The 12886-nt window shown below is 41.4% G+C and carries 12 protein-coding genes; 3 read left to right on the forward strand and 9 right to left on the reverse strand.

The window, feature by feature from the left end; all coding sequences use genetic code 11:
- Positions 1-96 precede the first annotated feature (96 nt).
- The 8 genes from J2X77_RS13015 to trmD form a co-directional block, all read right to left on the reverse strand.
- Positions 97-1299: a DUF4374 domain-containing protein gene (locus tag J2X77_RS13015; RefSeq protein ID WP_209577602.1), complete on the reverse strand. Its 1203-nt coding sequence runs from the start codon at positions 1297-1299 to the stop codon at positions 97-99.
- A gap of 31 nt (positions 1300-1330) precedes the next feature.
- Positions 1331-1969 (reverse strand): hypothetical protein, encoded by a 639-nt coding sequence (locus J2X77_RS13020; RefSeq protein ID WP_209577603.1) that lies wholly within the window; start codon positions 1967-1969, stop codon positions 1331-1333.
- 49 nt (positions 1970-2018) lie between these two features.
- Positions 2019-2564: an RNA polymerase sigma-70 factor gene (locus tag J2X77_RS13025; protein ID WP_310081056.1), complete on the reverse strand. Its 546-nt coding sequence runs from the start codon at positions 2562-2564 to the stop codon at positions 2019-2021.
- A 34-nt stretch (positions 2565-2598) separates the two neighbouring features.
- Complete coding sequence (gene trpC, locus J2X77_RS13030; RefSeq protein WP_209577605.1) at positions 2599-3381, reverse strand: indole-3-glycerol phosphate synthase TrpC; 783 nt, start codon at positions 3379-3381, stop codon at positions 2599-2601.
- 11 nt (positions 3382-3392) lie between these two features.
- Entirely contained in the window at positions 3393-3968 is a 576-nt protein-coding gene (locus J2X77_RS13035) for an aminodeoxychorismate/anthranilate synthase component II (RefSeq protein ID WP_209577607.1), read from the reverse strand.
- The gene (locus J2X77_RS13040; RefSeq protein ID WP_209577608.1) at positions 3955-4248 is read right to left on the reverse strand and encodes an isochorismate pyruvate-lyase; all 294 of its coding nucleotides are present in this window, start codon (positions 4246-4248) and stop codon (positions 3955-3957) included. Before J2X77_RS13040 ends, J2X77_RS13035 begins: the two co-directional genes overlap by 14 nt.
- Entirely contained in the window at positions 4245-5648 is a 1404-nt protein-coding gene (locus J2X77_RS13045) for an anthranilate synthase component I family protein (protein WP_209577609.1), read from the reverse strand. The genes J2X77_RS13040 and J2X77_RS13045 overlap by 4 nt, the downstream gene beginning before the upstream one ends.
- Before the next feature lie 259 nt (positions 5649-5907).
- Positions 5908-6585, reverse strand: a complete 678-nt coding sequence (gene trmD / locus J2X77_RS13050; RefSeq protein WP_209577610.1) for a tRNA (guanosine(37)-N1)-methyltransferase TrmD — start codon at positions 6583-6585, stop codon at positions 5908-5910.
- An 84-nt stretch (positions 6586-6669) separates the two neighbouring features.
- Between trmD and J2X77_RS13055 the strand changes: the two genes are divergently transcribed.
- The gene (locus J2X77_RS13055; protein WP_209577822.1) at positions 6670-8301 is read left to right on the forward strand and encodes an ABC-F family ATP-binding cassette domain-containing protein; all 1632 of its coding nucleotides are present in this window, start codon (positions 6670-6672) and stop codon (positions 8299-8301) included.
- 121 nt (positions 8302-8422) lie between these two features.
- On the opposite strand, the gene gndA is transcribed toward J2X77_RS13055, so the two are convergent.
- The gene (gene gndA, locus J2X77_RS13060; RefSeq protein ID WP_209577611.1) at positions 8423-9838 is read right to left on the reverse strand and encodes an NADP-dependent phosphogluconate dehydrogenase; all 1416 of its coding nucleotides are present in this window, start codon (positions 9836-9838) and stop codon (positions 8423-8425) included.
- Positions 9839-10018: 180 nt separating this feature from the next.
- Here gndA and J2X77_RS13065 point away from each other — a divergent pair, with 180 nt between their 5' ends.
- Together J2X77_RS13065 and J2X77_RS13070 are read left to right on the forward strand one after the other, a co-directional pair.
- Positions 10019-11530 carry a gluconokinase gene (locus J2X77_RS13065; RefSeq protein WP_209577612.1) on the forward strand — a complete coding sequence of 504 codons (1512 nt, stop codon included), beginning with the start codon at positions 10019-10021 and terminating at the stop codon, positions 11528-11530.
- A 16-nt stretch (positions 11531-11546) separates the two neighbouring features.
- On the forward strand, positions 11547-12869 hold the full coding sequence (locus J2X77_RS13070) for a gluconate:H+ symporter (protein WP_209577613.1): 1323 nt from the start codon (positions 11547-11549) through the stop codon (positions 12867-12869).
- The last annotated feature ends 17 nt before the right edge of the window (positions 12870-12886 follow it).

Here is a 12886-nt window from a genome sequence, read left to right on the forward strand (position 1 = left end):
TACACATAGAAAAGTAGCGTAACTCTAAATTTACCGAAGGTCAAAAAAGTAAATAAATGATATTATTTTTTAATAAGCTGAATATCAGTCGAAAATTTAGTTTAATCGGTCTATTCGTACAATAAAATCGGTCGCTTGATCTAGGGTAAGACCCACCTGAATATTTTTTGATGTGATATCATAGACCCAAACTTGATGCTGATCCTTTGCATCGTCTATGGTGATATAGGCTTTCCCATTTTCAACGAGAACAGATTCTTTGCGTGTCCCCTTGTCGAAAGGTAAGTTTAATTTTGTTGTGGTTTGGCTGATAAGATCGACCACATAGTACTCAAATTGATAGGTGGAATGATGATCGCTAAAGTCGGTGTAGCGGTCTCTACGTTCACTACGGACGATAGCCTGATTGTTGCCCAAATACCACATGCCATAAGCATGATTGTGCGTTTTGGCTGTTAGATTGAGAAAATAAGTAGGGTTGATGTGGGTGGAATTGCTGTCAATTCTGAAAATTGCGGTAGGTTTCGACGGACTGTTGCCCAGCGCTATGCCCGGACAGGACATAAAATAGAAGTTCCCATTTTCGTCATGAAAGCTGTAAGACTGTACCGTATTAACTCCACCGGGGTAAGTGGATCGTATATCCTTTTGTATATTTTTCAATCGTAAAGTCGCCTTATCCAATGTTGCGACGTATAGGGTGTCTATTGTGGTGAAGTCAGTTTCGTTGATTACTTTATTAAACGTATAACCGACCAGCAATTGCTGTTGATGTACCGTGCCAAAGCCCACAGATAGGATATTGAAATCCGCTGCGGCCGAAGGTAGTTTTATCTCTTGCTGTTGATTGATTTTGAAATCATGGACGGCAATTTTATAGATCCATAGCCGACGATTTGTTTTGTTGTCCGAAGTAAATAGGAGCAATGTGTCTCGATCAAGCCAGTTTATATTTTCAATATGCTGATCTTGCATCGCCAACTGTGCAATTCCCTTTAATCCGTTTGATTCAAGTGTATATTTTCTGAATTTTCCCGCTCTTAAAAAATAAAAATGCTTGTCCTTAACGATGATGCTTCGATCAAAAAGTTTTGTAGAAACGTCGATTCCATTTTTCGAAATTGTCAGATTCCCGCTATCCACCGTATTTGTCGTCAGGATGGTATTGCTGAGATCCTTATTCATCGTATAAAGACTGTACTTTCCGGCTGCATTTTGTTCTCCGTCATCTGTTCCACAGCTTATTACCAAATGGAGTAATAACAAGGATAAGAATAGCGTGAAGCGGTTGGAGAGCATGAGTGTATGGACTAATTGAGGTTCTTCTTATTTAGATGATATTAAATTGTATTTTCAGTTCGTGTTGGATGGTCGGGGCTAAAAAGGTAAGTTCCGATTTGGAGATTATTACTTGCTTGCCATTTTTTTGTGGTTTTAATACAAAATATATTTCCCCATGTTTGAACTCCTTCTTTTTATCTGTTCCAGAAAAGCTAAAGGCAAAGTTTTTTTTGGGGATGAACATCATATTACCCGAAGTTTTGAATTCTCCGGTATCTGTATTGATTTCAGCACTTGCATGTTTACCCAGAATGATATTATAGTTATTCTGATTGATGTACTTCAATCCGGTGCTAGTGCGGTTTTCGAAAATGGCAGCTGCTTTGCCGGAGTCTTTACCGAACCAATAAAAACCAAAGCATAGTAAAAAAACAATGGTGGCGGCTACTCCGATATATTTAAAACTGTATTTTTTCTGGGGAATTGTTGCCGGAACGTCTGACTGATCAATATGGGCGCTCAGCTGGTCCCAGATATCTGTTTCTAATTTTGTTTTTTTAGCGATGGAAATAGACAGGGGCTCTGAATCGAGGGTATCATCCAATAACCATTCTTCCACAAGAATTTTTTCTGTTGGAGAGCATTGGCCTAAATGATATTTCTCTATGAGTTTATGGTCTATCTTCATATAATATACTTCCTGACAAAAGTACAGGATTTCTTTTGTATAGCTAAATTTAGGATATATATTCCGTTAGTTCTGTTTTTAATGTTTTTAATGCTCTTGAAATGTGATATTCTACCGCTCTTTCTGAAATATAGAGCTTATGTGCAATTTCCTTATTAGTGAGTCCCTGTTCCCTGCTCATGCGGAAAACATTTTTACATTGTTTGGGCAGACTATCTATCAGCATTGATATTTTCTTCGCCAGTTCGTCGGCGATCAACGAATTATCCACATAATGCTCTTCGCGCGTATTTGAAATATTGTCCAGGTGTTGCTGCCGGGATACTTTATTGCGAATGTATTCAAATGTTTTGAGTTTTACCGATCTGATCAGATACCGTTCAACCTCGATGAGACGAAGTTCATCACGCCGTTCCCAAAGCGATTTGAAAACATCCTGTACGATTTCCTTGGAATGCTCTTCATCCTTGATACTGCTCAGGCAAAAAGCAAACATACCTTCCCAGTGTTGAAGATATATTTGCTCAAAACCTGCTTTATCTATAATAAAAAACTCTTTTTCCAAAATACCAGTTCGCTGCTTGTTCTGACGCAAAGATAGGCTTATTTAGATTCGTTTTAAATAATTTCTAAATTTCTTTTATGAAATCCTTGATCGCTTTCCCCGGATCTGTGGTTTTCATAAAATTTTCACCGATTAAAAAGCTTTGGAAACCAGCCTTTTTTAATGCTTTAATCGTCTTAGGATCGGAGATGCCACTTTCAGACACTTTGATGTATTCGGATGGAATCTTATCCAAAAGATCATACGAATGTTGTAGATCGACGGTGAAATCTTTTAGGTTTCTATTATTGACACCGATGGCATCAATGTCGTCGAAAAGATTGTCTAATAGCTCCTGTTCATTGTGTACTTCGAGCAAGACATTTAAGCCAATTTGTTTAGCATATGCTGCGAATTCCTGTACTTCTTCCTTTTTCAGGCATGCAGCGATTAAAAGGATAACGTCTGCACCATAGGCTTTAGCTTCAGTAATCTGATATTTATCCACGATAAATTCTTTTCTTAAGATAGGGATACTGATTGCTTCACGCGCTTTAGATAGATCCGCTAAATTTCCTTTGAAAAACTCTCCGTCAGTAAGGACAGAAACTGCTGAAGCACCGGCTTCTTCATAGGCCTTGACAACATCTTCTACGGTGGAGGTACTGTTGATTTCTCCTTTTGATGGTGATGCTCTTTTATACTCGGCTATTATTCCTGTTTTTTCAGGATCAAGAATAGACTCTCTCAACGATAGGCAAGCAACGCTGAAATAGGGATAGTTTAATAACTCCTCGAAGGGAACTGAAGCTTTTGCTTTTTCCACTTCTATCTTTTTTCTTTCAATGATTTTATCCAGTATAGTCATTTTTATAAATTTTAGATTCCCAACCAGTTTTCAATTAACTTTTTTCCATTCGTCGTCAATACCGATTCGGGGTGAAACTGCATCCCTCGGACATCGTATTCGGTATGTGTCAAGGCCATGATAATGCCATTCTCGTCTACTGCCGTAACTTTAAGTACGCTCGGCAATGTATCCTTATTTACTGCCCACGAATGGTAGCGACCTATTTTCGAATCTTTTGGAAAATCTTGAAACAATTTTTCCGATTGATCAACAACGGTGATATTTGTTGCTACACCGTGCAAAGGTTTTTCCATATTGAACAACGTCCCACCAAAAACCTCTGCAATAGCCTGCTGACCTAAGCAGATACCCAATATACTTTTGTGAGGGGCATATGTACGGATGACGTCAAGCAATAACCCCGCCTCTTCTGGAATACCAGGGCCCGGCGAAAGAAGTATTTTATCGAAAGCATCAATATCTTCCAGTTTAAATTTATCATTTCTCCATACAACGTACTCTTGGTCTAACTCCTGTAATAAATGGACTAAGTTGTAGGTGAAGGAATCGTAGTTGTCTATAACGACTATTTTATTGTTGCTCATAACCTTTTGCTATAAAATCTTGATTAACATAGTTTTCAATCTCGTGGAATATAGATTGAATAAATTCAGTAGGCAAATTAAATTTTTTTGCCAAGACTGCATAATGACCGTTTAAATTCCTAATCGGGGATTGTTCTTCGGCTAGTTCATTTTCTAAAGCATTACCTTTCTCAATATAGGTGTTCCGCAATGCTAAGAGTTCTACAATGCGGCTATCTATGGTATCTATTGAAACATCAATATGTTTCTTGTTGACACAGTATTCCAGTGGTCTGATCATAACGTTTCTGCTAGTTGTAATGCTTTTCGCAAAGCAGCAATTTTGTTATTTACTTCTTGAAGTTCCATTTCAGGGTCTGAATCGAGAACAATGCCACCGCCGGCTTGGTAATGAAGGGTGTTTTGTTTGCTTAGGAAGGAACGAATCATAATGGCGTGATTAAAGTCTCCGTTAAAACCCATAAATCCAATTGCACCGGAATAGAAAGAACGTTGCAATCCTTCATAGCGATCGATTAAAGTCAATGCCATATGTTTTGGCGCCCCCGACAGTGTGCCGGCGGGATACGTATCGCCTACAATGTCAAACGGATTGATGTTATCTTTTAATGTTCCCGTTACTTTGGAGACCAGATGGATAATATGCGAGTAATATTGTGGTTCCATATACGATTCTACTTTTACCTGGGTACAGTGTCTGCTCAGATCATTACGGGCGAGGTCTACCAACATCACATGTTCGGATGTCTCTTTCGGGTCTTGTTTTAGTCGAGAGGCAATTTTTTGGTCTTCCTCCATGTTTCCGGTTCTTTTGAAGGTTCCGGCAATAGGGAAGATGGTTGCCTGTTTGCCGTGGATGCGCAACTGAGCCTCAGGCGATGATCCGAATAGTTTAAAATCACCATAATCAAAATAGAATAGGTAAGGCGAAGGGTTAATGGAGCGCAATGCACGGTAGACATTGAACTCATCTCCCGAGAATGGAGTTCGGAAACCCCGGGATGGAACAATCTGAAAGACGTCACCGCGTTGGATATGTTCTTTCATTTTTTTGACCAACTGACGGTGTTCTTCATCGGTACGATTGGAGCTTTCTTCACCGGCAAGCTTGAAGGAATATTCAGGAAAGTTTTTGTTCTGAATAAGAAACTGCATTCTTTCCAGTTCTGATTCTTCATCATCCAGCAGGTGTTCAAAAATGTAGAGTTGGTTTCGGAAGTGGTCAATAGCAATGACATATTTGTAGATATGATATTGCATAAATGGTATTTTCCGCGCCGGATCTGCTGAAGTAGTCAGTTTGATATCTTCGAAGTGTTCGATACAATCGAAGGTGAAATATCCAAATAAGCCATTGGAAATGAGGTTAAGTTCGGCGATTGTATGGTCTTCGAAGGAATTTCTAAAATCGGATACTTCCCGACGTAATTCGATTTCCTTCGCATTTTTTACGATACGCTCTCTATTAGGATACGTAAGCGTTAGCTCTTTTTCGTCGAGCTGGATCCCAGCAATTGGCTGGCAACAGATGTAGCTAATGTTATTGTCGCGACTATGATAGTCGGAGCTTTCCAATAGCAATGAGTTTGGAAAGATATCTCTTAGACGAAGATAGATGCTCACTGGCGTAGTTGTATCCGCAAGCAACTTTCTGCTTTGTGTTTTGAATGTATACTTCATTTTATGTGTCTTATCTTCTTGTTGTAAATTCATGCATAAAAAAACCCCGATACTGGTTAGCATCGGGGTTGGAATTTCCATAAATGGTTTTGGTTGATTATGAAATATTATAACAATACCAATTGATTCCCGATGCTTATTGCTCCAGGCCACCACCAATTTGTATTTGTATATCTTCGTGTCATTATTACACAAATTTATAAAAAAAAATAAATAAGCAAACTTTTTGTGACAAAAAAACAAAAATTCCGCTTATTTCTTAATCATTTAATAAATCAGGGCGTCTTTCTTGTGTCCTTTTCAACTGTTGTTCATCTTTCCATGCGGCAATTTTTGCTTCGTGACCGCTGAGTAGAATATCAGGTACTTTATGGCCTTTCCACTCTGCAGGGCGTGTATAGATCGGTGCGTCGAGCAATCCATCCTGAAATGAATCGGAAAGAGCGGAAGTTTCGTCTGATAATACTCCAGGAATTAATCTGATAATAGCGTCTGTAACAATTGCGGCTGGAAGTTCTCCTCCAGATAGCACGTAATCGCCGACCGAAATTTCTTTTGTTACGTAGATATCACGAATACGTTGGTCAATTCCCTTATAATGTCCACAGAGGATCATCATATTTCCTTTTGTAGATAGTCCGTTCGCAATATCCTGATTGAATGTTTCACCGTCTGGAGTCATATAGATGATCTCATCGTATACACGTTCGGATTGCAGTTGCTCAATACACTTTGCAAAAGGCTCGATTTGAAGAACCATACCGGATCCGCCGCCGTAGGGATAATCATCTACACTTTTGTGTTTATTGGTTGAATAGTCTCTTAAGTTGTGAACATGTATTTCAGCCAGACCTTTATTCTTCGCTCGTTGCAAAATTGAGTGTGCAAATGGACTTTCAAGTAGGTCTGGTAAGACCGTAATAATATCAAAACGCATGGCGCAAAGATACACAAAAATGCACCATTGTCTATTTATAAGATTGATTCGCTTATCTTTGTGCCAAAATTAAGTGAACATACAGTGATTGACGTAAATAATATTTCCGTTTCCTTTGGGGGAACGACTCTTTTTTCAGATGTATCTTTCTCGATTAATGAGAATGACAAGATCGCATTGATGGGCAAAAATGGTGCTGGTAAATCTACCTTGTTGAAAATTATAGCGGGGGCAGGAAAGCCAACTACAGGTAATGTTTCGGGGCCAAAGGATGCGATTATAGCCTATTTACCACAGCATTTGCTGACACAGGATAATGTGACTGTCTTTGAAGAGACATCTAAGGCTTTCGAAGAAGTCTACGGAATGCGTGATGAGCTGGAAGGCTTGAATGAGCAGTTGAATATTCGTACGGATTATGAATCTGATGATTATATGCAATTGATCGAACGGGTATCTGAATTAAGTGAGAAGTTCTATTCGATTGAGGAAGTCAATTATGATGCTGAGGTTGAAAAGGTCTTGAAGGGTCTTGGTTTTGAGCGCACGGATTTTACTAGACAGACCTCTGAATTTTCTGGTGGCTGGCGTATGCGCATCGAGTTGGCTAAGATATTACTAAAAAAGCCAGATTTGATTTTATTGGATGAGCCTACCAATCACATGGATATTGAGAGTATTCAATGGCTTGAGGACTTCTTGGTCAATTCGGCGAAAGCAGTTATTGTTATTTCTCACGACCGGGCTTTTGTCGACAATATTACGAATCGGACCATCGAGGTGACGATGGGACGGATTTATGACTATCGCGCCAAGTACAGTCATTATCTGGAATTACGTCAGGAGCGCCGTCAGCATCAGTTAAAAGCGTATGAAGAGCAGCAACGTTTTATTGCAGACAACCAGGAGTTTATAGACCGTTTTAGGGGTACATATTCAAAGACTTTGCAAGTACAGTCGCGTGTAAAAATGCTGGAAAAATTGGAAGTTATTGAGATCGATGAAGTGGATACTTCAGCGCTGCGCCTTAAATTTCCGCCATCTCCACGTTCGGGCCAATATCCGGTTATTGTGGAAGATCTGACGAAAGCTTATGGCGATCATGTCGTCTTTCAGAAAGCAAATATGGTTATCGAACGTGGAGAAAAGGTGGCTTTTGTAGGGAAAAACGGTGAGGGTAAATCGACGATGATCAAAGCAATTATGGGTGAAATCGATTTCGAAGGGACGTTAAAGGTTGGGCACAACGCGAAAATTGGTTACTTTGCACAAAATCAGGCGGCATTGCTGGATGGTGAACTGACCGTTTTTGATACCATTGATCAAATCGCAGTAGGTGAAGTACGTGTTAAGATGAAAGATCTTTTGGGCGCTTTTATGTTTAGTGGCGATGATACGACCAAAAAGGTGAAAGTGTTATCTGGAGGAGAAAGAACGCGTTTAGCCATGATAAAACTTCTTTTGGAACCAGTGAATGTATTGATTCTCGATGAGCCTACCAACCATTTGGACATGAAGACCAAGGATATTATCAAAGATGCATTGAAGGATTTTGATGGCACATTGATCCTTGTTTCACACGACCGTGACTTTTTGGACGGCTTAGCGCAAAAAGTCTTCGAGTTTGGAAACAAACGTGTCCGTGAGCATTTTGAGGATATCAAAGGATTCTTGGAATATAAGAAAATGAGCAGTTTAAAGGATATTGAGCGATAGCATCTAGATAAACGGCATATAAAACCGATAGGGGTTCAGTTATAAAAAGCGGCTTTATATAAAAAAGCCGCTTTTTTGCATTTCAAAGGAAGATTCAATTGAATCTTCAAGCTTTTTTCGTTTAATCCCAAAGTGTATGAAAGGTGCCTTCTTGATCAATACGTTCATAGGTGTGTGCGCCAAAATAGTCTCGTTGTGCTTGTATCAGATTTGTAGGTAATTTCTCCGATCGGTAGGCATCAAAATAAGCGAGTGCATTTACGTATCCGGATACGGGTATCCCGTTTGCGATAGCATCTTTCACTACCTCGCGAACGCTGGCCTGCGTGCTCAGTAGCTTCTGTGCAATGGTGCTATCAAGTAGGATATTGCGCAAGCCCGGATTAGTCGCATAAGCTTTTCTAAAATCTTCGAGCAAAGACGCGCGAATGATACAGCCGCCTCGCCAAATTTTGGTTACCACCTGTAAATTTAGCTCATAACTGTAACTTTCCGATGCAACAATAAGCTGTGCCAAACCTTGCGCATAGGTCGTGATGATCACAAAGTACAATGCATCTTTTAAGCGAGCAATAAGCGTTTCGGCGGGCAGATCGATAGGTTGTCCATCCCATTTAAGTAGTTTTGCCGCCTCCACACGTTCGGGTTTGTATTTGGACATATCGCGCATATTGACCGCTGCATCAATCACCGGCACTGGCACCTGTAGATCCATCGCATTTTGCGAAGTCCATTTACCCGTTCCCTTTGATCTTGCCCAATCTGAAATCAGGTCCACCAAATACTGGTCGCCCTCTTTTTTCTTCAGAATCTGAGCGGTAATCTCAAGCAAGAATGAGTTTAAATCGCCCTTGTTCCATTCTTCGAATGTCTGTTGTATGGTTTGGGTATCAAAACCATATAATTTTTTCATCAGGTCATAGGTCTCTGCAATTAACTGCATGATACCATATTCGATACCGTTATGTACCATCTTTACATAATTTCCGGCCGACCCGTTGCCTAAAAATTCCACACAGGGCTCGCCGGTTACCTTGGCCGAAACCGCCTCGAATATTGGCCTTAGTCTTTCGTAGGCCTTTCTGTCGCCACCGGGCATCAAGCTTGGACCACGACGAGCGCCACTTTCTCCTCCAGATATGCCCATTCCGAAGAAATGTATACCCTTAACGGAAAGTTCATTAAATCTTCTGTCCGTATCCGCGAAGTATGTGTTTCCGCCGTCGATGATTATATCTCCTTTATCTAAAAGCGGAACAAGACTGGCAATCGCCATATCAACCGGCTTTCCGGCCGGCACCAACAGCATAATTGCTCTGGGCTTTTGCAAAACTCCTATAAACTCTTCTACTTGGGGTGTCACTTTGATGCGATGTCCTTCATTGGCTTCAGCTTCCAATGACTCAGCTTTCTGTGGATCGAGGTCTAAGCCTGCTACCGCGAAACCGTTGTCGGCGATGTTCAGCAATAAATTACGTCCCATTACGCCGAGTCCAACTATTCCAAAATCGCAGTTATTCTTTTTATCTATGCTCATCGTTTAATATCGTTTTTCTAAGTTGAAATTTACCATTTTTGTTGATACTATGAAAGACAAATTATCAGCAGATCGTTATAAGGCGTTTTTCTCCCTTCAATTACTCCGCTGGTAATGAACCTTTTGTTGTAAACCCACAGATAATCCGTATATTGAACTCTCCTAACATCAATTTTATTTATGATTATTGGATTAGACATTGGTACATCATCTGCGAAAGCTGTTGCATTTGACTACGCGGGGAACATCTTGTCACAGCATAGTATATCTTATCCCATATTAAATCCGTCGGAAGGCTGGTATGAGCAAGATCCAGAGATTGTTTATGACGCATGTATTGATTCTATTAGGTATGTCATGATTAGCCTAAAGCAATCTAGTGCCGGTATACCGAAACCCGTATGTATTTCGGTGAGCAGTGCTATGCACGGACTGATCGCTGTTGACTCGGCGGGCAAGCCACTTAGCAATTGCATGATATGGGCAGATCGCAGAAGCGAGGATATTGCGGTTGCCTTGGAGGCAAGTGAGGTGGGCAGGCAGCTTTATCAGCAGACGGGTACACCAATACATCCCATGTCTTTGCTTTGCAAATTAATGTGGATAAAATCTAACGATCAAAAATTATTTGCTCAGTCGCACAAGTTTATCGGTATCAAAGAATTTCTTTTTTACCGGCTCTTTGGGGTTTATGTGGTCGATCATTCCATTGCATCTGCAACAGGGCTTTTCGATATACATCGCCTAACATGGTCTGATCAGGCGTTAAGGTTGGCGGGCATATCGGAAGGGCAACTGGCATCGCCAGTTCCAGTCGATTATATTTTAAATAGGCCTAGCCGAGAAATTGCAGCCTTGATGCACATCCCTGAAAATACCCCTTTTGTGATAGGTGGTAGCGATGGTTGTTTGGCTAATCTCGGTGTAGGAGCTATACGTCCTGGGGTGGCTTCGGTAACTATCGGTACGAGTGGAGCTATTCGCGTAGCGAGTTCGCAGGCAAATCAAGAAAAAAAGCAAAGGCTATTTACCTACCTACTGAGACCAAATGAATATATAATTGGTGGCGCGGTCAACAATGGCGGTGTATTACGCAACTGGTTTCGAGACAACTTTTTGCATGAATTTGCCCAAATGGAAACGGATGGAGATTCTTCTGCCTCGTTAAATGCTTTGGTCGACTCCGTCGTTCCCGGGGCAGAGGGCTTGATATTCTTGCCCTATCTCACTGGTGAACGGGCACCACATTGGAATTCCAATGCAAAGGGCGTTTATTTTGGAATACAGTTGCATCACGGCAGGGCACACTTCGCACGTGCCATGATGGAAGGGATGTTGTTTGCAATTTACAGTGTAGGAATCGCATTAGAGGAGAACACCGGGCCCATTCATACGATCTTCGCAAGTGGCGGCCTGGCGCGTTCATCATTGTTGGTGCAGATGCTTGCAGACATTTTCAATAAACCTGTATTTACCAAAAATACGGTAGAAAGCTCTGCATGGGGAGCTGCATTGATCGGCTTGGAAGCATTGGGTATACAGGGAGGTGAGCCTACCGTAAAAAACAAGCAAGCGCAAGGAAAGCTAGATCCCGAACACTATTATAGACCGAGTGAGGAGAATCACGCCGTATATATGAAAAACTTCCAGAAATTTGAACACCTGTACCATATATTGGAAGGCGAGTTTTAACTAGATATAAATTATTATGCCGCTAATCATCGTTATTTTGGGAGTAGCTTTACTACTTCTTTTAGTCACTGTCGTCAGGTTAAACACGATCTTCTCGTTACTGATAACCTCCGTTGCGGTCGGTTTCGCCATGAATATGAATGCCGTCGATATCCTTAAATCTGTTGAAACCGGAGTGAGCAGTACTATGGGCCAATTGGCACTTTTGTTGGCGTTCGGGTCTTTACTGGGTAAATTGATGGCGGAAGGGGGGGCTGCAGAAAAGATTACAACGAAACTAACGGCTGTATTTGGCCGAAAGAACTTACCTTGGGCAATGGTTCTCACGGGCTTTTTAGTAGGAATTCCCTTATTTTACAATGTCGGTTTTATCGTCTTAGTACCGTTCGTTTTCATGGTATGTGCTTCCAATAAAATGCCCTTGCTTTACGTAGCCATTCCACTGCTGGCAGCGCTCTCCGTGACGCACGGTTATTTGCCACCACATCCGGGCGCTACAGCCATAGCGGTTACTTACAATGCGGATATAGGCTTGACAATGGCCTATGGCATTGTTGTAGCAATTCCTGCCATAATTATCGGTGGACCACTTTTTGGCAGAATGCTTAAGCGTATTCCGACCAACCCACCGGCCGAGTTTTTTCCTGAACACGATCAGGCAGATAGGAAAGAGCTTCCCGGATTTGCAATTAGTATATTTACGGGGCTGTTTCCAATAATTTTAATTGCTTTTGGTTCATTTGCACATCTAATATTCCCAGAAGGCTCCTCTTGGCTGACGGCACTACGTTTCTTGGGTGACCCGGTGGTGGCTTTAATGATTGCCTCGCTAGTGGCGATGTACACGATGGGTATCCGCCAAGGTAAAAGTTTGCGGGAGCAGTCAGAAAGTGTGGAAGAAGCAATTCGTGGGATAATGATGATCCTTTTTATCATTGCAGCATCAGGCGCCTTCAAGCAAATTTTGGTAGATAGTGGTGTAGCCAACTACATCGCTGACCTAACCGCAGACCTGAGCTTGTCGCCTCTTGTGCTTGCATGGTTAATAGCCGGCATCATTCGCCTAGTGATCGGTTCGGCAAGTGTTGCTGGACTCACGGCAGCGGGGATTATGCTCCCCATTGTGCAGGCAGGCGATGTTACTCCCGAATTAATGGTGCTAGCGACGGGAGCGGGTAGTCTCATGTTCTCGCACGTCAACGATCCGGGATTTTGGATGTTTAAATCTTATTTTGGAGTGAGCATGAAGGATACGTTTCGCTCATGGACGGTGATGGAAACGCTCGTTTCTGTTGTTGGATTGATCGGTGTCTTGATTTTACATTGGCTTGGCCATTGACAGCGATGAAATAGTTT

Source organism: Sphingobacterium sp. 2149, assembly GCF_031455655.1.
Lineage (GTDB): Bacteria > Bacteroidota > Bacteroidia > Sphingobacteriales > Sphingobacteriaceae > Sphingobacterium.

Coding starts and splice junctions, on each gene's coding strand:
- J2X77_RS13015 (WP_209577602.1), bottom strand. CDS start 1,299: ATGCTCTCCAACCGCTTCACGCTATTCTTATCCTTGTTATTACTCCAT.
- J2X77_RS13020 (WP_209577603.1), bottom strand. CDS start 1,969: ATGAAGATAGACCATAAACTCATAGAGAAATATCATTTAGGCCAATGC.
- trpC (WP_209577605.1), bottom strand. CDS start 3,381: ATGACTATACTGGATAAAATCATTGAAAGAAAAAAGATAGAAGTGGAA.
- J2X77_RS13035 (WP_209577607.1), bottom strand. CDS start 3,968: ATGAGCAACAATAAAATAGTCGTTATAGACAACTACGATTCCTTCACC.
- J2X77_RS13040 (WP_209577608.1), bottom strand. CDS start 4,248: ATGATCAGACCACTGGAATACTGTGTCAACAAGAAACATATTGATGTT.
- J2X77_RS13045 (WP_209577609.1), bottom strand. CDS start 5,648: ATGAAGTATACATTCAAAACACAAAGCAGAAAGTTGCTTGCGGATACA.
- trmD (WP_209577610.1), bottom strand. CDS start 6,585: ATGCGTTTTGATATTATTACGGTCTTACCAGACCTACTTGAAAGTCCA.
- gndA (WP_209577611.1), bottom strand. CDS start 9,838: ATGAGCATAGATAAAAAGAATAACTGCGATTTTGGAATAGTTGGACTC.
- J2X77_RS13065 (WP_209577612.1), top strand. CDS start 10,019: ATGATTATTGGATTAGACATTGGTACATCATCTGCGAAAGCTGTTGCA.
- J2X77_RS13070 (WP_209577613.1), top strand. CDS start 11,547: ATGCCGCTAATCATCGTTATTTTGGGAGTAGCTTTACTACTTCTTTTA.